The 21,173-nt window shown below is 39.1% G+C and carries 19 protein-coding genes; 18 read left to right on the top strand and 1 reads right to left on the bottom strand.

The window, feature by feature from the left end:
- Positions 1-3: 3 nt before the first annotated feature.
- The 17 genes from pyrH to ribF all read left to right on the top strand — a co-directional run bounded on the left by pyrH (position 4) and on the right by ribF (position 19,562).
- The gene (gene pyrH / locus LMC10_RS02355) at positions 4-726 is read left to right on the top strand and encodes a UMP kinase (RefSeq protein ID WP_003666862.1); all 723 of its coding nucleotides are present in this window, start codon (positions 4-6) and stop codon (positions 724-726) included.
- A gap of 4 nt (positions 727-730) precedes the next feature.
- On the top strand, positions 731-1,294 hold the full coding sequence (gene frr, locus LMC10_RS02350) for a ribosome recycling factor (protein WP_035157866.1): 564 nt from the start codon (positions 731-733) through the stop codon (positions 1,292-1,294).
- A gap of 179 nt (positions 1,295-1,473) precedes the next feature.
- Positions 1,474-1,872 carry an IS200/IS605 family transposase gene (tnpA, locus tag LMC10_RS02345; protein ID WP_035167654.1) on the top strand — a complete coding sequence of 133 codons (399 nt, stop codon included), beginning with the start codon at positions 1,474-1,476 and terminating at the stop codon, positions 1,870-1,872.
- Positions 1,872-3,047, top strand: coding sequence for an RNA-guided endonuclease TnpB family protein (locus LMC10_RS02340; RefSeq protein WP_229268814.1), 1,176 nt, complete (start codon positions 1,872-1,874; stop codon positions 3,045-3,047). The genes tnpA and LMC10_RS02340 overlap by 1 nt, the downstream gene beginning before the upstream one ends.
- 305 nt (positions 3,048-3,352) lie before the next feature.
- Positions 3,353-4,132 carry an undecaprenyl pyrophosphate synthase gene (locus tag LMC10_RS02335; protein WP_029507551.1) on the top strand — a complete coding sequence of 260 codons (780 nt, stop codon included), beginning with the start codon at positions 3,353-3,355 and terminating at the stop codon, positions 4,130-4,132.
- 19 nt (positions 4,133-4,151) lie between these two features.
- The gene (locus LMC10_RS02330) at positions 4,152-4,937 is read left to right on the top strand and encodes a phosphatidate cytidylyltransferase (RefSeq protein WP_003671145.1); all 786 of its coding nucleotides are present in this window, start codon (positions 4,152-4,154) and stop codon (positions 4,935-4,937) included.
- Positions 4,938-4,959: 22 nt separating this feature from the next.
- Positions 4,960-6,234, top strand: coding sequence for an RIP metalloprotease RseP (rseP, locus tag LMC10_RS02325; RefSeq protein ID WP_003668192.1), 1,275 nt, complete (start codon positions 4,960-4,962; stop codon positions 6,232-6,234).
- A 28-nt stretch (positions 6,235-6,262) separates the two neighbouring features.
- Positions 6,263-7,996, top strand: coding sequence for a proline--tRNA ligase (locus tag LMC10_RS02320; RefSeq protein ID WP_229268813.1), 1,734 nt, complete (start codon positions 6,263-6,265; stop codon positions 7,994-7,996).
- A gap of 75 nt (positions 7,997-8,071) precedes the next feature.
- Complete coding sequence (locus tag LMC10_RS02315; RefSeq protein ID WP_229268812.1) at positions 8,072-12,403, top strand: PolC-type DNA polymerase III; 4,332 nt, start codon at positions 8,072-8,074, stop codon at positions 12,401-12,403.
- A 133-nt stretch (positions 12,404-12,536) separates the two neighbouring features.
- Positions 12,537-13,010 carry a ribosome maturation factor RimP gene (rimP, locus tag LMC10_RS02310; RefSeq protein ID WP_229268811.1) on the top strand — a complete coding sequence of 158 codons (474 nt, stop codon included), beginning with the start codon at positions 12,537-12,539 and terminating at the stop codon, positions 13,008-13,010.
- A gap of 20 nt (positions 13,011-13,030) precedes the next feature.
- Entirely contained in the window at positions 13,031-14,218 is a 1,188-nt protein-coding gene (gene nusA / locus LMC10_RS02305; RefSeq protein WP_229268810.1) for a transcription termination factor NusA, read from the top strand.
- Positions 14,219-14,246: 28 nt separating this feature from the next.
- The gene (gene rnpM / locus LMC10_RS02300) at positions 14,247-14,549 is read left to right on the top strand and encodes an RNase P modulator RnpM (RefSeq protein ID WP_003668183.1); all 303 of its coding nucleotides are present in this window, start codon (positions 14,247-14,249) and stop codon (positions 14,547-14,549) included.
- A complete protein-coding gene (locus LMC10_RS02295; protein WP_003665798.1) occupies positions 14,536-14,847 on the top strand; it encodes a L7Ae/L30e/S12e/Gadd45 family ribosomal protein in 312 nt (103 codons plus the stop codon). Before rnpM ends, LMC10_RS02295 begins: the two co-directional genes overlap by 14 nt.
- A 13-nt stretch (positions 14,848-14,860) precedes the next feature.
- Entirely contained in the window at positions 14,861-17,119 is a 2,259-nt protein-coding gene (gene infB / locus LMC10_RS02290) for a translation initiation factor IF-2 (RefSeq protein ID WP_065532820.1), read from the top strand.
- Positions 17,120-17,138: 19 nt separating this feature from the next.
- A complete protein-coding gene (gene rbfA, locus LMC10_RS02285; protein WP_003665800.1) occupies positions 17,139-17,498 on the top strand; it encodes a 30S ribosome-binding factor RbfA in 360 nt (119 codons plus the stop codon).
- A gap of 198 nt (positions 17,499-17,696) precedes the next feature.
- Positions 17,697-18,602: a tRNA pseudouridine(55) synthase TruB gene (gene truB, locus LMC10_RS02280; protein WP_229268809.1), complete on the top strand. Its 906-nt coding sequence runs from the start codon at positions 17,697-17,699 to the stop codon at positions 18,600-18,602.
- Positions 18,603-18,614: 12 nt separating this feature from the next.
- Positions 18,615-19,562: a riboflavin biosynthesis protein RibF gene (gene ribF, locus LMC10_RS02275; protein WP_020843060.1), complete on the top strand. Its 948-nt coding sequence runs from the start codon at positions 18,615-18,617 to the stop codon at positions 19,560-19,562.
- A gap of 60 nt (positions 19,563-19,622) precedes the next feature.
- Here the strand turns inward: ribF and LMC10_RS02270 are convergent, their stop codons facing one another.
- Positions 19,623-19,994, bottom strand: coding sequence for a hypothetical protein (locus LMC10_RS02270; protein WP_003674316.1), 372 nt, complete (start codon positions 19,992-19,994; stop codon positions 19,623-19,625).
- Between the two features lie 120 nt (positions 19,995-20,114).
- Between LMC10_RS02270 and hrcA the strand changes: the two genes are divergently transcribed.
- Positions 20,115-21,167 (top strand): heat-inducible transcriptional repressor HrcA, encoded by a 1,053-nt coding sequence (gene hrcA, locus LMC10_RS02265; protein WP_019254153.1) that lies wholly within the window; start codon positions 20,115-20,117, stop codon positions 21,165-21,167.
- Positions 21,168-21,173: the final 6 nt, after the last annotated feature.

The raw sequence follows: 21,173 nt of genomic DNA, 5'->3' as shown, positions 1-21,173 counted from the left end.
CATATGGCAGATATTAAATATAAGCGAGTAATTTTAAAGCTCAGTGGAGAAGCATTAGCTGGCGACAAGGGTTTTGGGATTAATCCACCCGTTTTAAAGGATGTAGCTAAAGAATTAAAAGAAGTTCATGATTTGGGTGTTCAAATTGCCATCGTTGTTGGTGGTGGTAACATGTGGCGTGGTGTTACTGGTGCTGAATTAGGGATGGAACGTGCGCAAGCTGATTACATTGGAATGTTAGCAACTATCATGAATGCCTTGTCACTTCAAGATGCGCTTGAATCAATTGGTGTTCCTACCCGGGTACAAACTTCAATTGAAATGCGCCAAATTGCTGAACCATATATTCGGCGGAAAGCTATTCGTCATTTAGAGAAAGATCGAATCGTTATTTTTGCTGGTGGAACAGGAAGCCCTTACTTCTCAACTGATACTACTGCCGCATTACGAGCAGCAGAAATCAACGCTGATGCCATTTTAATGGGTAAAAATGGGGTTGACGGTGTTTACTCAGCTGATCCAAATAAAGTTAAGGATGCTACTAAGTTTGATCATTTAACCCATATGGATATCATTGAAAAGAATTTACATGTAATGGATACTACTGCTAGTTCACTATCGATGGACAATCATATTCCATTGGTAGTCTTCAACTTGAACACATCAGGCAATATTATGAAAGTAGTAACTGGTCAAGAAGTTGGTACAACAATTGAAGGAGACTGATAATATGGCTACAGGAAAAGAAATTTTAAATGATGCCAAACAAAAAATGGCAAAATCAGGTGATGCACTTCAACGGACACTTGCTGATATTCGTGCGGGTCAAGCCAATGCAAGTTTATTAAATTCTGTTAAAGTTGAATATTACGGAGCACCAACTCCATTAAATCAAGTTGCATCAATCACAATTCCAGAAGCACGGCAATTATTAATCACCCCTTATGATGAAAGCGTGCTTGAAGAAATTGAAAAAGCAATCTATGCATCTAATTTAGGATTAACTCCTCAAAACGACGGAAGTTCAATTCGCTTAATCATTCCACAATTAACTGAAGATCGGCGGAAAGAATTAGTAAAGGACGTTAAAGCTGAATTAGAAAAGGCAAAAGTTGCAGTTCGAAACGTTCGTCGTGAAGCGATGGATGACTTAAAGAAGGGTAACAAGAACGGCGACTTTAATGATGATGAATTCCATGATCTTGAAAAGAAAGTTCAAAACGAAACAGATGCTGGAATTAAGAACCTTGAAGATATTGCAAATGCAAAAGAAAAGGAATTAATGGAAGGCTAGTTTTCAGAAATAAAAAGGTTGTGAACTTTGCGTAAGTCCACAACCTTTTTATCCATAAATTTGCGAGAATACCCCCATTTCTATAAGTAGGGGATGAATCGCTCTCTTAAAGCACGTTAGTGCTTTTTCTTTTGTTCTATGATATATTTAGTATATATCTATAAAATGTGGTGATAACAATAGAATTAGATAGAAATCAGCATTCAGTATACTTACTTAATTACCATTTGGTAATGGTGGTTAAGTATCGTCGAAAAGTAATTAACGATGAAATATCTGAATATCTTAAACATCGTTTTGTAGTTGTGGGACAAGCATACGGCATTAATTTGCAAGAATGGAATCATGATCAGGACCACGTACATGTTTTGTTTAGAGCAACGCCTCATACGGAAATGGCTAAATTTTTAAATGCTTACAAATCGTCTAGCTCCAGAATGGTCAAAAAACAATTTCCAGAAATCAAGCAGTATCTTTGGAAATCAGCCTTTTGGACACAAAGCTATTGCTTAATTAGCACTGGTGGAGCGCCTTTAGAAGTTTTAAAACGATATATTGAAAGTCAAGGGAGAAAATAATGGTTCTAAAAGCCGTTAAAATGCGCATCTATCCAAATTCAGCACAACGAAATCAGCTCTGGCAAACCTTCGGTTGTGTTCGTTTTGTATGGAATCAAATGCTTAATATGCAAATTGAACGGCGCAAGAACAATCCGGAAGCTAAATTTGTGAATGCCTTTGGGATGAATAATCTGTTGAAACAACTTAAGGTTGAGTATCCTTGGTTGAAACAAGCAGAATCAACTGCTTTGCAAAGTGCTAATCGCAATTTAGCCGATGCTTTTCAACGCTTTTTTAAAGGTCAAAATAAGTTCCCTCGATTTAAATCCAGAAAATATTCTCAGAGCTACAATTCAAAGTACGTTAATGGCAATATTAAAGTTTTAGATTGCCATCATATAAAGTTACCAAAACTCGGTATCGTCTATTTTAGAGCTGGTCGATTGCCAATGGGTAAAATTAAGAATGTCACTGTTCGTCTGAACGTTGCTGGTCAATATTACATTACTGTTTTAGTGGAAAGCGAAAACCAAACTCTTCCTAAAACAAGTAAATATATTGGTGGCGATTTAGGACTTAAGTCATTACTTAATCTTTCAGATGGATGCAAGGAACCGATCAATCATTTTGAAGACAAATACCGTAAAAAGTTGTATCGTTGGGAGAAATTGCGTAGTCGTCGGTTCTTAAAGGCCCAGCAGGAAATCGCCTGGGATCATCATAATAAAGTGTTAGTTCCACGGCAATTAGACGATTTTAAGAATTATCAGAAAGCTCGTATTATGGTGGCGAAGTATCGGCAAAAGATTGCCAACCAACGGTTGGATCAGCTACAAAAATTCACTACTAAATTGGTCAAAAAGTACGACATCATTGTGTTGGAAAAACTTAATACTAAGGGAATGATGAAGAATCACCATTTAGCTAGAGCAATCGCTAACGCTAGCTGGTCAAAATTAGTAGATATATTGCAATATAAGTGTGACTGGTACGGTAAAAAGCTTATTCAGGTCAATCCGTCATATACTAGCCAAATTTGTGCTAATTGTGGGAAGAATAATCATCGGTTAGGATTGAATAAATCGGAATGGTTAGCGGCACGTGAGTGGGATTGTCCAAACTGTGGTAAACATTTAGATCGTGATATTAACGCTGCACAAGTCATCTTGCAAAAAGGATTAGCTATCCGATAGATAAAGTTCGGCTCGGGACGAGCCTTGGTTAATAGTCGTAACCTCTGCTTGAAGGTTCGTTCAGAATCGGTAGGGTAAGTATGCGATGTTTCCAGAATCTCCCACTTCAAGCATTAAACCGTAGGTTTAGCTAAGTGGGAGTAGTTCAATTTGGCTAAAATTGAATTGTTATGATAAAACTATGTAACAATTTCCTGTGGATTGACAAATCGAAATTTGCCTCTGGTATAATAAAAGCTATAATTAATTGACAGACGTGAATTTTTAAGAAGTGTCTGTAATTAATCTTAAGTACATGATAAAAAATGGAGGAACAATTGGTGTTTTCCAAAAGTAAACATGATGAAATAAATCAGCAACTTGATATGGAACGTATTCCTAACCATATTGCAATTATTATGGACGGCAATGGTAGGTGGGCGCAGAAACGGCACCTTCCACGGGTTGCTGGTCATAAGCAAGGAATGCAAACAGTAAAAAAGATTACAATTGCTGCCAGTGAATTAGGGGTAAAAGTCTTATCATTATATGCTTTTTCAACCGAAAACTGGAAACGTCCTTCTTCAGAGGTAAGTTATTTAATGCAGTTGCCTGTCCGCTTCTTCTCAACATTTGTTCCAGATCTTGTCAAACATAATGTTAAGGTGACAGTGATGGGAGATATTACGCAGCTACCTGAAGCTACGCAAAAAGCTGTTAAAGATGCAATGGCTGATACAGCCCACTGTACAGGAATGATTCTCAACTTTGCTTTGAACTATGGGAGTCGAGATGAGATCACTCAAGCTGCTAAAAAGATTGTAGAAGACGTTCAAAATGGGAATTTGGCACTTGCGGATATTGATGAAGCTTCCTTTGGTAAGTACTTGATGTCAGCACAACTGGGTCAATTTGCGGACCCTGATCTGCTAATCAGGACAAGTGGTGAAGAACGGATTAGTAACTTTATGCTGTGGCAAATTGCTTATAGTGAATTGGAGTTTGTTTCAGAACACTGGCCAGACTTTGATGAAGATTCATTGCGATCAGCAATAATTGCCTATCAAGGACGTCATCGGCGGTTCGGTGGGCTAAAAAATCAATAAATAATAAGGGGATTTTGTTTTGAAAACAAGAATAACGACCGCGGTAATTGCACTTGCAATCTTTATACCGCTTATTATATATGGTCATTGGCCATTAACAATTGCAGCCGTTGCCTTAGGGATGGTTGCAATGTCAGAAGTATTGGTAATGAAAAAAATGTTTGTAATTTCGTTTGAAGCTTTGATCAGTTATCTGGGGGTTGCATTATTAATACTGCCGGATAGCTGGCTTGACTTCTTGCCTAGTGTTGCAACTCGATGGTTCGGATTCTATATTTTAGTTGTTTTACTTCTATTACATACGGTTATTCGAAAACAACGCTTTACTTTCGATGATGCTGGGGTTTTAACATTAGCAATGCTCTATATTGGAATGGGATTTCGCTATTTTATTGCTGCTCGTGCAATCAATTTTCAAACGCTATTATATGGAATGTTAATCGTTTGGATTACAGATAGTGGAGCATATTTAATTGGCCGAAAAATTGGTAAAAATAAACTCGCTCCTAAGATTAGTCCTAATAAAACTTGGGAAGGTTCAATTGGTGGTACATTAGCTGCTGTTATTATTTTGGCTATTTATTGCTACTTTATCCCTGTTGGTGCAGGTTGGGTAACAATGATATTCGTTACTTTGATTCTTTCAATCTTCGGTCAATTTGGTGACTTAATCGAATCATCATTAAAACGCTACTATGGTGTGAAGGATTCAGGAAAAATTCTTCCAGGCCATGGCGGAATTTTAGATCGGTTTGATAGTATGCTAATTGTTATGCCAATGCTTCATTTATTAGGGATCATTTAATCAAACGTAAGGAAGAGATTTTTTGATAATAACAATTATTACATTTATTATTGTTTTTGGAATCCTTGTCCTTGTTCATGAATATGGTCATTATTATTTTGCTAAACGAGCAGGAATTCTGGTTCGTGAATTTTCAATAGGAATGGGTCCAAAAATTTGGTGGAGACGAAAAAATGGTACTACCTATACTATTCGAATTTTGCCCCTCGGTGGTTATGTTCGTTTAGCTGGGGCTGATGATGAGGACCAAGATGAGTTAAAGCCAGGTACCCCGCTAACGATTCAACTAAATGATCAAGATAAAGTTATTAGTATTAATGCTAGTGATAAAACAACCTTATTTCAGGGGATTCCTCTTCAATTAGTTGCTTGTGATTTAGAAGATGGCTTATGGATAAAAGGATATGTCAATGGGGACGAAGATCAGCTAAAGGTATATAGTGTTGACCATGATGCAATGATTATTGAACGAGACGGAACCGAGGTACAGATTGCTCCACGTGATGTGCAATTTCGTTCAGCAAGTCTTCCTGCCCGGATGATGACTAATTTTGCTGGTCCAATGAATAATTTCATTTTGTCCTTAGTAGTATTTATCATTCTTGGTTTCACCTTAACGGGCGTACCAACTAATAGTAATCAGTTAGGGCAAGTGAATGCCGGTTCCGTAGCTGCCAAAGCGGGCTTAAAAGCAAACGATCGGATTGTTAAGGTTAACAACCAAAAAATAAATAATTGGACTGACCTTTCAACTAATATTTCAAATAAACCTAACAAGACAGTATCAGTAACGTATGAGCGTGGTAATAAGACATATCATACTAAGCTAACACCAAAAGCAGTTGAGCGAGGGCATCAGAAAGTTGGCCAAATTGGAATTGTTGAAAAGCAAGAAAAGAGTTTAGCTGCGCGTCTGAAGTTTGGTTGGCAACAATTTATCCAAGCAGGAACATTAATCTTTAGTGTTCTTGGCCACATGGTTACTCATGGGTTTAGCTTAAATGACCTTGGGGGACCGGTAGCAATTTATGCTGGGACATCGCAAGCCACCTCATTGGGAATCAATGGAGTTTTAAATTTCTTAGCCCTCTTATCAATCAACTTAGGAATTGTTAACTTATTACCAATTCCAGCATTGGATGGCGGAAAATTGTTATTGAATATTGTTGAAGCGATCATTCGGCGACCAATTCCTGAAAAAGCTGAGGGAATTATCACAATGATTGGTTTCCTAATCTTACTAACACTTATGGTTCTAGTAACATGGAACGATATTCAAAGATATTTTATTCGGTAATTAAAAAAACAAAGGAGTATATTTTTTAATGAAACAGTCAAAGGTATTAATTCCAACAAAAAAAGAGGCCCCAAGTGATGCGGAAGCCTTAAGTCATAAGATGATGATTCGTGCCGGATACATTTACCAAGTATCTGCGGGGGTATGGTCATATTTACCATTAGCTTACCGGGTTATTCGCAAAGTAGAAAATATTATTCGTGATGAAATGGATAAGGCAGGAGCGGTTGAAATGCTTATGCCGGGACTTCTTCCAGCTGATTTGTGGAAGGAATCTGGGCGTTACGAAAGCTATGGTGATAATCTTTTCAAACTTAAAGATCGTCGTGACCGTGACTTTATTTTGGGCCCAACTCATGAAGAAACCTTTACTGAAGTATTGCGTGATAGTATTAAGTCGTACAAGAAGCTTCCATTAGTAGTTTATCAATTACAAGATAAGTTTCGTGATGAAGATCGTCCTCGGTACGGTATTCTACGTGGGAAAGAATTTGAAATGCTTGACGGTTACTCTTTCTCAGCAGATCAAGAAGGATTAGACGAAGCCTACAATAATCAAGCAAAGGCTTACCGGAACATTTTTGATCGGATTGGCTTAAACTATAAAGTTATTCTCGCTGATTCGGGAACCATGGGTGGTAAGAACTCACAAGAATTCTCTGCGCCTGCTGAAGTAGGAGAAGATATAATCGCTTATACCGATGGGGATTACGCTGCCAATATTGAGAAGGCTGAAAGTAAATTTACTGGTGTACAACAAACAGCAGCTCCTGCATCAATCGAGAAGAAGGCTACTCCGGGTGCTCATACGGTAGATGAAGCTGCAGAAAGTTTAGATCTTGATCCTAATCAAGTAATTAAATCGATGCTGTACATTGCTAAAATGAGTGAAGATGAATACCAACCAGTCTTAGTATTAATGCGTGGCGACGATGAAGTTAATGAAGCAAAGGTAACAAATGCTCTTGATTGTGAAGAACTAGAATTAGCTACAGAAGAAGATGCCGAAAAGTACCTCAATGCTCATCCAGGATCACTTGGACCTGTAGGAGTAGGCGAAGAAGTAAAAATTCTTGCTGATAATTATGTTAAGGTCTTAGTTAATATGGCATGTGGTGCCAATGAAGATGGTTACCACTATGTTAATGCTAATATTGATCGCGACTTCCGCGTTGATCAGTTTGGTGACTTCCGGAATGTTAAAGAAGGAGAAATTGCTCCTGATGGCCAACCGCTTAAATTTACTCCCGGAATTGAAATTGGTCATATCTTTAAGTTAGGTACTCATTACTCAAGTAAACTTGGTGCCCAAGTCCTTGATAGCAATGGTCGGTTGACAGACGTAATCATGGGAAGCTACGGTATTGGTGTAACTCGTCTATTGTCCGCCGTTGCTGAACAAAATGCTGATGAAAATGGTCTTGTCTGGCCTGATAGTATTGCTCCATTTGATGTTCATGTAATTCCAGTTAATGCGAAAAAAGAAGACCAAATGGCAATGGCTGATAAGATCGATCAACAATTAACTGAAGCTGGTTATGAGGTATTAGTAGATGACCGAAAAGAACGAGCAGGGGTTAAATTTGCTGATTCAGACTTGATTGGTATTCCAATTCGGGTTACTGTTGGTAAGAAAGCTCAAGATGGTATTGTTGAAATTAAGATCCGTAAAACTGGTGAAACTGTTGAAGTTAAACAGGAAGAGCTAGTAAATACGGTGGGAATTTTACTAAAGCAATTGAACGAAGAAAAAAACAAATAATTTAAACTAATGTGGCTGCGATGTTAAGATAAGTAACGTTACTCGCACCACATTTTTAAGTAGGAGGATTAGAACGTGGGATTAAGTCGCCAAGAATTATTTGGAAAACTATTAGAACAAATTCACTTTCCGGAAAAAGACAATTCTGCATTCAGAAATGCCGCAGTTCAATCAGTTGTTGTTCATAAAAAGTCTCGGCACTGGGAATTTCACTTAATCTTTAATAAAGCTTTACCGTATGACCTATTTACGCAGTTCAACCAGAGCTTACAGCTAGGGTTTAAAGATATTGCTAAAGTTAGTTTGAAGATTAGTACTCCCATGACAGAACTTGATGAATCACAGATAGCTAATTATTGGCAGTTCATCATTAATAAGGCAATTAGTGATACACCAATGCTCCAACAAGCTTGCTTACAAACGGCTCCCGAGGTTAAGGAGGGTCGCGTAACGCTGGTTGTTGAAAATGAGGTAATTAAAGACTTACTAGCACAGAAAGCATTAGATAAGATTGAAAAGTCATACCAAGAGCTAGGCTTTCCTAAATTTAGGATTCACCCATTTGTTGACCAGTCAGCCTCGCAAGCAAAAATTGAAGAATTAAAGGCTAAACACGAGAAAGCTGATGCCGTGCTTGCTGCCAAGGCGGCTGCCCGTATTAAGAAAAATGAGGCCGCAAAGAAAACGGCAAAGAAAAGTGCACCAGTTGCTCCTGCTGATGGCCCAGTTCAACTTGGCCGGATGATTGATAGTAAGCAGAATGTTATTCAAATGAAAGACATTGAGGGTGAAGAGCGGTCCGTGGTTGTTGAAGGATATGTATTTAATGCAGAAATTCGCGAACTACGCTCAGGTCGTCAATTATTAACCTTTGAAATTACGGACTACACTTCTTCTTTTGCTGTCAAGAAATTCTCACGTAACAGTGATGAAGAAGCACAATTTGCCAATATCAAAGCAGGAATGTGGCTGAAAGTTCGCGGGCCTGTACAAGAAGATACCTGGATGCGAGACTTGGTAATCACGGCCTATGATGTTAATGAAGTAACTCATACAGCGCGTCAAGATAAAGCTCCTCAAGATGATAAACGAGTTGAACTTCATACGCATACAACAATGAGTCAGATGGATGCCACTAATTCGATTACTGAGCTTGCAACTCGTGCTCATAAGTGGGGACATCCAGCGATTGCGGTAACCGATCATGGGAATGTCCAGGCTTTTCCGGAAGCATTTAGTGTGGCCCAAAAAACGGGTATTAAAATGCTATATGGAATGGAAGCTAATGTTGTTGATGATGGAATTCCATTGGTATATAACGAGAATCATGAAGAACTCGCTCATCAGACCTATGTCATTTTTGACGTGGAAACGACAGGGTTATCGGCAATTTACGATAAGGTAATTGAATTGTCTGCAGTTAAAATGCAAGATGGAAATGTCTTAGAACGTTTTGATGAATTCATCGATCCGGGTTTCCCGTTATCAGAACAAACAACTAATTTAACTAGTATCACCACTGAAATGGTTCAGGGTTCAAAAACTGAAGAAGAAGTTTTTCAGATGTTTAAGGACTTTTGTAAGGGCTGTATCATTGCTGGTCATAACGTTGCATTTGATATGGGTTTTATGAATACTGGCTATGAACGTCATCAAATGGGAAAAATCGCGGAACCAGTAATCGATACATTACCACTGGCGCGATTCTTATATCCTGATATGCGAGGATACCGATTAAACACGCTTAGTAAAAAGTTTAAGGTAGCATTGGAACATCACCACCGTGCTAACTATGATTCGGAAGCTACAGGACACTTGCTTTATAAGTTCTTGAAAGATGCTGAAGCCCGTTATGATGTGAAGTATGTGGATGATTTAAACAAGCATATGGAAGAAAATAATGCTTACCGTCATGCGCGACCTTTTCATGTAACGATTTTTGCGCAGACCCAGGCTGGCTTGAAAAACTTATTTAAGTTAGTATCACTATCAAACGTTGAATATTTTTACCGGGTACCGCGAATCCCGCGGACAGTGCTGACGAAATATCGTGAAGGACTGCTTTTGGGAACTGCTTGTTCATCGGGGGAAGTATTTACCGCGATGATGGAGAAGGGGTACGATCAAGCACTAGAAAAGGCGCGCTACTATGATTTTATTGAAGTTCAGCCCAAGCCAAACTATGCACCGTTGCTTGAACAACACGTGATTGCAGATGAAGACCACCTCGAAGATATCCTCAAAAATATGGTCAAACTAGGGGATGAGTTGGAAAAAACAGTGGTTGCCACTGGAGATGTCCATTACCTTGATCCACATGATGGAATTTACCGTAAGATCCTGATTAATTCGCAAGGTGGCGCAAACCCGTTAAATCGAACTGAGCGTCCAGAAGTGCACTTTAGGACCACTGATGAAATGCTAAATGAATTTGCTTTTCTCGGTGAAGAAAAAGCCCACGAATTAGTTGTGGAGAATAGTAATAAGATTGCAGCTGAGATTGATGACAATATTCGGCCAGTAAAAGATAAACTTTATCCACCGCATATGAAGGGGGCCGAACAGGAAATTCAAGATCGGACATGGAATACTGCGCGAAAATGGTATGGTGATCCTTTGCCACAATTAGTTCAGGACCGGATTGAATTAGAGTTGAACAGTATTGTTAAGAACGGATTCTCTGTTCACTATTTAATTGCCCAACGACTAGTAGCTAAGTCCAATAAAGATGGATACTTAGTAGGTTCGCGGGGATCTGTTGGTTCAAGTGTGGTTGCAACGCTTTCGGGAATTACGGAAGTTAACCCGTTGCCACCACATTACCGTTGTCCAAATTGTCAGTTTACCCACTTCTATACGCAAGGGGAATATAGTTCAGGTTTCGATTTGCCAGATAAAAAATGTCCAAAGTGTGGCACTCTAATGGTAAAAGACGGTCATGATATTCCATTCCAAACTTTCCTTGGATTTAAGGGTAATAAGGTGCCAGATATTGATTTAAACTTCTCTGGTGACTACCAGCCAATTGCCCATAACTATATGAAAGTTTTATTCGGTGAAAAAAATGTATTCCGTGCCGGGACGATTGGTACGGTTGCTGATAAGACGGCATATGGATATGTGAAGGCTTACGAACGAGATACAGAAAAGGAATTTAGAAAGGCAGAGGAGGATCGCTTAGCAAAAGGAGCCACAGGCGTTAAGCGAACTACTGGTCAGCACCCGGCTGGGATCATTATTGTTCCTGATGATATGGATATTTATGACTTTACACCTGTACAGTATCCTGCTGACGATCAAACAGCTGCCTGGGAAACAACTCACTTTGATTTCCACTCGATTCACGATAATATTCTTAAAATGGATATTTTGGGACATGATGATCCAACGATGATTCGTGCCTTGCAAGATTTATCAGGAATTGATCCTCAATCGATTCCAATGGATGATCCAGGGGTGATGGCCTTGTTCTCTAGTCCTAAGGTATTAGGGGTAACTGAAGAACAAATTCAAAGTAAAACTGGTACACTAGGATTGCCGGAATTCGGGACGCGATTTGTCCGGGGGATGCTGGAGGATACTCATCCGAAAAATTACTCCCAATTATTACAAATTTCAGGTCTTTCACATGGGACTGGTGTGTGGCTAGATAATGCCCAGGAACTAATCAAACAGGGAATTGCCACTATCGCTAATGTTATTGGTTGTCGTGATAACATCATGACCGACTTAATCCACTATGGAATGGACTCAGAAATTTCTTTCCAAATTATGGAACACGTACGGAAGGGGCGCGGAATTCCAGACGATTGGCAAGAAAAGATGCATGAAGCTAATGTTCCACAATGGTATATGGACTCATGTTTGAAGATTAAGTATATGTTCCCGCGGGCGCACGCGGCTGCTTATGTCTTGATGGCTCTACGAATTGCTTACTTTAAGGTTTATTTCCCGTTAGTTTATTATTGTGCATTCTTCTCCGTGCGCGCAGATGACTTTGATGTAGTAGCGATGTCTCATGGTAAAGATGCGGTTAAGCAACGGATGAAAGAAATCAATGATAAGGGAAATGATGCCAGTGCAAAAGAGAAGAATCTCTTAACAATTCTTGAACTAGCTAATGAAATGCTGGAACGGGGCTTTAAATTTAAGATGGTTGATATTGAAAAATCGGATGCCTCCGATTGGTTGATTGATGGTGATTCATTAATTGCACCATTCCGGGCAGTTCCTGGATTAGGGCTAAACGTTGCTAAGCAAATTGTTGCCGCACGTGAAGAACGGCCATTCCTTTCTAAAGAAGATTTGGCAGAGCGCGGAAAGGTTTCGCAGACACTTATTGACTTCCTCACCGATAATCATGTATTAGATAAGCTGCCTGACGAAAATCAACTTAGCTTGTTTTAAGGAATAATAATGAAAACATGCTTCATTGCTTGCCAGTAGCGATGTTACATGCTACAATAGATTATGGTAAATAACTCGTGGGAGTGAGCAGAGATGCTCGCTCTTTTTATTGCAAATAATGGAGGTGACACGTTTGAGCAGTGTTGTAGAAACTGTAACAGATCTTGTAACGCCGATTTTACAGGACCATGATTTTTACTTATATGACTTAGAGTTTGTAAAAGAAGGTAAAAGCTGGTACCTCCGCGTTTATATTGATAAAGACGGTGGGATTACGCTAGAAGATTGCGCACTTGTCAGTGATGAATTAAGTGAAGCATTAGATAATGTTGAACCTGATCCAATTCCACAGGCTTACTTTTTAGAAGTTTCCTCACCAGGTGCTGAACGCCCACTAAAGAAAGAGGAAGATTATCAACGAGCAATTGACCATTACATTCACATCTCTCTTTACCAACAGATTAATGGTCAAAAGGTTTATGAGGGTACATTAACGCAATTATCTGGTAAAGAAATTACGTTGGATTATTTAGATAAGACTCGTCATCGGCAAATTACGATTGATCGTCAGAAAATTGCCCAGGCCCGATTAGCGATTAAATTCTAGTATTAAAGGAGTGTCGAAAGGTGAGTAAGCCAAAAATTAACACTGAGATGATTGGCGCCCTTGATTATCTTGAAAAAGAAAAGGGTATCAAGAAAGAGATTGTTATTGAAGCGTTAGAACAAGCACTTGAATCAGCATACAAGCAAAATTACGGTGATAAGAATGTTGAAGTAGAATTCAATTCATTGACTGGTAATATTAAAGTCTACGCTGTAAAAACAATTACTGATGATGAAGAAGCAGTCGAAGCAGACAGCAACGAATTTATGAGTTTAGCTGATGCACGGAAGCTCCCTCATGGCCAAGGTTATGATATTGGTGATGAAATTCGCGAAGAAGTTACCCCTCGTGATTTTGGTCGGATTGCTGCCCAAACTGCTAAACAAGTGGTAATGCAACGTCTCCGTGAAGAAGAACGGAAAATCATTTACGACAAATATAAGACTTATGAAAACGAGATTATCACTGGTGAAGTTTCACGAGAAGATAAGCGTTTCACATATGTTGATTTAGGAGATGGTGTAGAAGGTGCCATGGGCTTTAGAGATAAGATGCCTAATGAGCACTACCACGTCCATGATCGGATTCAGGTATATGTAACGAAAGTAAATGACGATCGTCGGGGCCCACAAATTTTTGTTAGCCGGACTGCTCCAGAACTTTTGAAGCGATTATTTGAACGAGAAGTGCCTGAAATCAAAGATGGAACTGTCTTAATCGAAAATATTGCTCGTGAAGCAGGCGATCGTGCTAAGGTTGCAGTATACTCAAATGATCCTAATGTTGATCCAGTTGGGACTTGCGTTGGTCCTCGAGGTTCTCGTGTCCAAGCAATCGTTAATGAACTTGATGGCGAGAATATGGATATTGTGGAGTACGTTAAGGATCCGGCTAAATTTATCGCTAATGCTTTGAACCCAGCAGAAGTACTTGATGTAATCTTTAACGAGGAGAAGGCAACAAGCGAAACTGAGGATAGCGAAGGTGAAGAAACAACTGAAGGACAAACAGAACGTTCATGCACTGTCGTTGTCCCAGATAGCCAATTATCCTTAGCCATCGGTAAGCGGGGACAAAATGCTCGTCTTGCTGCTCGTTTGACTAAGTACAAAATTGATATCAAGTCTGAATCTGAAATGACTGAAAATGACCAAGAATCTGAAGAAGTAGCTGATTCAGAAGAAAATATTGACAATAACGAAGAATAACTAGAAATTAAGCAGCGGGGTGAAAATAATGAAAAAGAGAAAAATACCGATGCGTAAAGACATTGTTACCGGTGAAATGATGCCTAAACGGCAACTGATTCGGGTAGTTAAGAATAAGGAAAATGAAGTCTCCTTAGACCCAACTGGTAAAAAGCCTGGTCGTGGAGCATATGTTGCAGTAGATGTGGATATTGCAAAGCGCGCTAAGAAAGAAAAAACTTTTGAAAAAGCTTTTCATGTTCAACTTGATGAATCATTTTATGATGAATTAATCAAGTATGCAGACCACCTACAGGCACGACAAGAGTTATTTGGTAATGATCAAAAATAAAGAACAGGTCTTAAACCTCCTTGGAATTGCTCGGCGTGCCCGGCAACTTCAAAGTGGGGAAGAGATTGTCTTAAAAAATATTCAAACTAAAAAGGCAAAGTTTGTATTCCTAGCTTCAGATGCTGGAAAAGCTAGTGCAAAAAAGATTACTGATAAATGTAAATTTTATGGCATTCCTTTTTCAACAGATTTCACTAGAGAACAACTTAGCCAGGCAACAGGGCAAGCACGAACAGTTTTTTGTGTAATGCAATCAGGTTTTGCAAGAAAGTTTGAGGAACTACTAACTATGAGATAAGGAGTGTGAGCATATGGCCAAAGAACGAATTTATGAATTAGCTAAGGAATTAAAAATGCCTAGCAAAGACTTAGTTAATATGGCCAATCGGCAAGGAATGGGAGTTAAAAGTCACATGTCTTCTGTTACCCCAGATCAAGCGCAACAATTACGTCAACTTGCAAAGGGTGGACAAAAAACAACTAATAATCAACACCAACCAGTAAAGAAAAATGATGGTCACAATAAGCAAAATAACCATCAAGCACAAAATCATAATCAACACCATGATCATGATAAAACTCAAAATGAGCGTCCACAAAAGAAAAACAATAGTCGACCAAACAATGGAACAAAAGAAAATAATCAACACCAAAACAACGGTGGGCGATTTGGCGGCAGCTTAAATAACGATCAAGGCCGTAATGGCAAACGCTTTAATAAGAAAAATAAGAAGAACAAGAAACACAATAAGAACAAGCGGTTACGTGAGGTAGCTCATAAGCAACCAACACAACGAAAAGATAAGCCGCTTCCAGAAGTATTAGAATATACTGATGGGATGAATGCTCAAGACTTAGGAAAGATCTTACACCGTTCACCAGCAGAAATCGTTAAAAAGTTATTTATGCTTGGTGTAATGATCAACCAAAATCAGTCACTTGATAAGGATACAATTGAATTATTAGCAACTGATTACGGTATTGAGGCTAAAGAAAAGGTTCAAGTTGACGTTTCAGACATTGATAAGATGTTTGAAGATGAACAAAATAATACTGAACATCAAGTAACGCGGCCAGCTGTTGTTACTGTTATGGGACATGTTGACCATGGTAAGACAACCTTGCTTGATAAGTTACGTCACTCTCATGTTACTGAACATGAAGCAGGGGGAATCACCCAGGAAATTGGTGCTTACCAAGTTCACTATAATGATCAATTAATTACGTTCCTTGATACGCCAGGACACGCGGCCTTTACTGAAATGCGTGCACGAGGAGCAAATATTACTGATATCACGGTCCTTGTTGTTGCAGCTGATGATGGAGTTATGCCACAGACAGTTGAAGCTATTCACCACGCGCAAGCTGCCCAAACACCAATTATTGTTGCAGTCAACAAGATTGATAAGCCAGGTGCAAATCCAGATCGTGTAACTGAAGAATTAGCAAAGTATAACTTGATTCCTGAAGACTGGGGTGGAGATACGATTTTTGTTAAGATTTCTGCCAAATTTGGTAAGAATCTTGATGAGTTACTTGATATGATTCTACTCCAAGCTGAAATGCTGGAATTGAAGGCTAATCCAGATCAAAATGCGGCTGGATCAGTTGTTGAAGCCCGTCTTGATCAAGGTCGGGGATCAGTTGCCACCGTTTTAGTTCAACAAGGTACTCTTCACGTCGGGGACCCAATTGTTGTTGGTAACACATTTGGTCGTGTACGGACAATGACAAATGAAAATGGTCGTCGGATTAAAGAAGCTACTCCATCTACTCCTGTTGAGATTACTGGGTTAAATGAAGTACCAGAAGCCGGGGATCGGTTTGTTGTCTTTGATGATGAAAAGACTGCCCGTGCAGCAGGTGAAGAACGGGCTAAACGAGCAATGGATAAGGAACGTCAAAAGACTTCTCATGTTACATTAGATAACCTCTTTGCTACGATGAAGAAGGGTCAAATGAAGACCTTACCAATTATCATTAAGGCCGATGTTCAAGGGTCAGTTGAAGCTTTAAGTCAAAGCCTTCAAAAGATTAAAGTCGACGGTGTTCGTGTTGATATTATCCACCAAGCCGTTGGTGCTATTAATCAAAGTGATGTTACCTTAGCTGAAGCATCTAATGCGGTCATCATTGGATTTAATGTTCGTCCAACTGCTGTAGCGAAGACATTGGCTGATTCTAACAGTATTGATATTCGTCTTCACCGTGTCATTTATGATGCAATTGAAGAGGTTGAAGATGCGATGAAAGGAATGCTTGAACCGGTATACAAAGAAGAAACAATTGGTCAAGTAGAAGTTCGTCAAATCTACAAAGCATCAAAGGTTGGTACAATTGCCGGGGGAATGGTTACGTCTGGTAAGATTACCCGTGATGCAAAAGTTCGTCTAGTTCGTGATGGCGTTGTTATTTACGAAGGTGAATTAGGTAGTCTTAAGCGCTTCAAAGATGATGTCAAAGAAGTTAAGCAAGGTTACGAATGTGGGTTGACAATTGAAAACTACAATGACATTAAAGAAATGGATGTTATTGAAGCCTACAAGATGAAAGAAGTTCCAGTTAAGTAAAAGCTGAGGAGAGATAAAGATGCCAAGTAAACAATATCGAGTAGATCGTTTAGCTCAAGAAATTCAAAAAGATGTTGATGAAATCTTGTTAAAACGTGTTCGTGATCCACGTGTACAAAACGTTACAATTACAGGTGTGGATGTTACTGGTGATCTCCAGCAAGCAACCATCTATTACAGTATCTTGTCAGATCTTGCTTCTGATGCGGAGAAGGCACAGGCTGGATTAGATAAGGCAACTGGGTTAATTCGCAGTGAATTAGGCGCACGTCTTAATATTTTTAAGACTCCAGAAATCAAATTTGTAAGAGACCCATCAGTTGCTTACGGTAGTCGAATTGATCAACTCATTAACGACTTACACAAAAAAGAAAAATAATTAGCAAAAAGGGAGCGAGACAGAAGTTACTTGTGACTTCGTTTTTCGACGCGAAGCTAGCCTCTGGGAGCCCCTTGCAAGCAACCATAGGCCTCCAACGTTCGTTTTTAACGAGCGATGGAGGCCATTGTTGTACTGCACTATTTGTCTTTTATGAAAGTAACTTGACTTATATCACAGCCCCTTGGAGGAATAACGATGGATGGAATAATACCCTTATATAAAGAACGTGGGATGACTAGTTTTGCATGTGTTAGTCGACTACGACAAATTTTAAAAACTAAAAAGATTGGTCATTCAGGAACACTTGATCCAGGTGTAGCGGGTGTTTTACCAATTTGTGTTGGAAATGCTACCAAAGTTGTTGATTATTTGATGCAATCAGGAAAACAATATCAAGGTGAGCTTTTAATTGGTTTTGCGACTACTACTCAAGACCTTGACGGAGACAAAATTGAGGAAAAAGAAGTTACAAATGAAATCCCGACTAGTGAAATCCTATCAGCCATGAATTCATTAACGGGGACAATAATACAAATCCCACCGATGTATTCGGCTGTAAAAGTAAATGGGAAAAAACTTTATGAATATGCAAGAGCTGGTGAAACTGTTGAACGGCCCAAACGACAAGTGACTATTAGCAAATTTGAATTACTAAGCTCAAAGTATGATGTGGAAAATAAACAACAACGAATCCGTTTTAATGTTGAATGTAGTAAGGGTACTTATATTCGGACGCTTGTTGTTGATCTTGCACGTAAACTAGGGTATCCAGGAGTAATGAGTTTGTTAACGCGGTTGAAGAGTGGAGGCTTTACTCTTGATCAGACTTTAAGTTTAGACGACGTTCGCGATGCTGTTGCGACCCAAACTCTCCAGCAATACTTGTATCCTTTAGATTATGCTTTGAAGGACTATCCGCAATTAACGATTCAAGTGGCTCAATGGAAAAAGGTTCAAAATGGGGGATGGCTTTCTCCAAGTGAACTTAATACTAGTGAGAAGGAAATTGTGTTATCATTTGATGGACAAGTAAAAGCACTGTATCATTTTGATCCGAAAAATAAAATGTATAAGCCAACTAAAATGTTTGCAGTTAATTGAGGAGTGTAGGAGTTGCAAGTTATTAAAATTCACCATCCTTTGGAAAAAAGACTAATTCCTGCGGGGCCAATTGTACTTGCAATGGGTTTCTTTGATGGTGTTCATCGGGGACATCAGGCAGTAATCAAACGTGCCCGTGAAATTGCCCGTGAAAAAGGATTGCCATTAGTAGTTTTGACGTATGATCATGCTCCAGGAATTGTTTATCGTCAATATAAGGGTGGCTTTAAATATTTATCAACAGTCGATAGGAAGCTTGAATTATTAAATGATCTTGATGTCGATCGGGTTTATCTAATAAGTTTTACCTCGTCTTTTGCAAGTCTTTCCCCTCAGCAATTTGTTGATGAGTATCTGGTAGGTTTTCATGCTCAAACAGTCGTAGCAGGTTTTGATCATACTTATGGAAAAGAAGATATTGCATCAATGAAATTGCTTCCTAAGTATGCAGCGGGACGGTTTGAAGTTGTAACTGTGCCCAAATTTACTGAGGATGGAAGTCAAGAAAAGGTCGGTTCACGAGAAATTCGGAAATTAATTGATGCTGGTAATGTAGAAGCAGCCAACCAAGCACTAGGGTATCCTTATCAAACAACTGGCTTAGTAGTTCATGGCTTAGCTCGTGGGCGAACACTTGGTTTTCCTACAATCAATGTTGAGCATCCAGAAGAGGAGCGAATTCCTGGGATTGGGGTCTATGCTGTCAAAGTTAAGCTCGGTAAGAAGTGGTATGACGGCATGGCAAGTGTTGGCCATAACATAACATTTGGCGATGCTAATCAATTAACGGTTGAGATTAATCTATTTGATTTTCAACAAATGGTGTATGGTGAAGAAGTAGTTGTTCGTTGGTATCAGTACCTTCGTGGCGAAGAAAAGTTCACGGGAGCAGATGCATTAGTTGCACAGATGAAGCAGGATGAACAAAACGCCCGTCATATTTTAGAAAAATATAAATAAAAGAGGTTTGAATTGATCTTTCGTGGCAATTGCGCCACCAAGATTCATCAAACCTCTTTTTTAATGCCGACTTCCCCGATGACTGGTAGTCTGGTTAATCTTATGAATATTTCGTTCAAATTTGAATCCACCATCAGTCACTAATTTGAAATGCCGCATTTTCCCGTTAAAAGGCTGGCCGTTTAAGCGCACTGCTGTCCAGTTACGCATGATTTCGGTCATGGAAGCAAGGGCCTTAAGTTGATTAGGATTGTTCTCCTTAATTGCTTCGTCTTTAATATCTGACTGCAAGCGATAGATTAGGTTGTTATGGTATTCTAATAGTTCATTCGTTAGGGGCGCATTACGGTATTTATTAAATAACTTCTGAATTAATAACATTGCTTCTTGAGTATTCTGGGGTTGAATATAGCGATGTTCTTTATGTTTCATGGATAAAGCTCCTTTAAAAAATTGTTTGACGTTTCTTGACTTTTAGGGTAGTAATTGGTATATTATACAGTGTGTTTAGCACTTGACCCTAATGAGTGCTAAAAGGGGAAGTGATATACGATGCTAACACAACGACAGAAAAAGATTCTGCAAGCGATTGTACGTCAATACACATCAACTGGTCAACCGGTTGGATCAAAACATTTAGCAGAAAAGTTGCCTTTTAAGGTCAGTTCAGCAACTGTCCGTAATGAGATGGCGGTTTTAGAGGACAATGATTTGATCTTAAAAGAGCACTCTTCATCAGGCCGGATTCCATCGAAACGAGGTTACCGTTATTATGTTGATAATTTGCTTGATCCACAAGCAGTTACTGATAATGACCTGGTAGTGATTCAAAATTCACTTGGAACCGGTTTTCAAAAGATTGACGAGATTATTTCACATTCAGCAGATATCTTATCAAACTTAACTTCATATACTGCTTTTACATTAAAGCCTGAGCAAGAAAGTGTTCGTTTGAGTGGCTTTCGAGTTGTACCGCTAGGAAATCATAAGGTTATTGCGATCTTGGTTACTGATAGCGGTGAGGTTGAAAATCAGTCATTCACTTTGCCGCCGGACATTGACACAGATGCAATGCAGGCAGTAATTAGAATGATTAATGATCAATTAGTTGGTTTGCCGCTATCTGAAGTGGTAAAACGACTAAAAGATGATATCCCACTCCAGGTTCTGCATTATATGCATAGTCCCGATGGTTTCCTTGACATTTTTGATAATGTCTTATCTCAAGCAGCACGTGAGCGGTTTTTCGTTGGTGGTCGATTGAACTTACTGGATTTTGCAAGTACTCATGATCCCCATGCAATCCAATCACTGTATGGCTTATTAGATAAGAACGATAACTTATCGAATATCTTGGATTCGACACTTACCTCAGATAATGGAGTTAACGTTAAAATCGGTCAAGAAATCTCTAAGAATAAGCTTCTTGATGACTATAGCTTGATCACTGCAAGTTATAATGTTGAACAATATGGACGAGGAATTATTGCAGTTCTTGGTCCAACAAGGATGCCTTATTCACGGACGATTGGGATTGTAAATGCCTTTCGCCAAGAATTAGCAAAACGGCTATTAGATTTCTACCGTCACTATTATGATTCATAGGAGGCG

The organism is Limosilactobacillus reuteri subsp. simiae, assembly GCF_020784875.1.
Lineage (GTDB): Bacteria > Bacillota > Bacilli > Lactobacillales > Lactobacillaceae > Limosilactobacillus > Limosilactobacillus reuteri_H.
The sequence above is the reverse complement of the archived record's forward strand: the minus strand, read 5'-3'. Positions and strand labels throughout refer to the sequence as shown.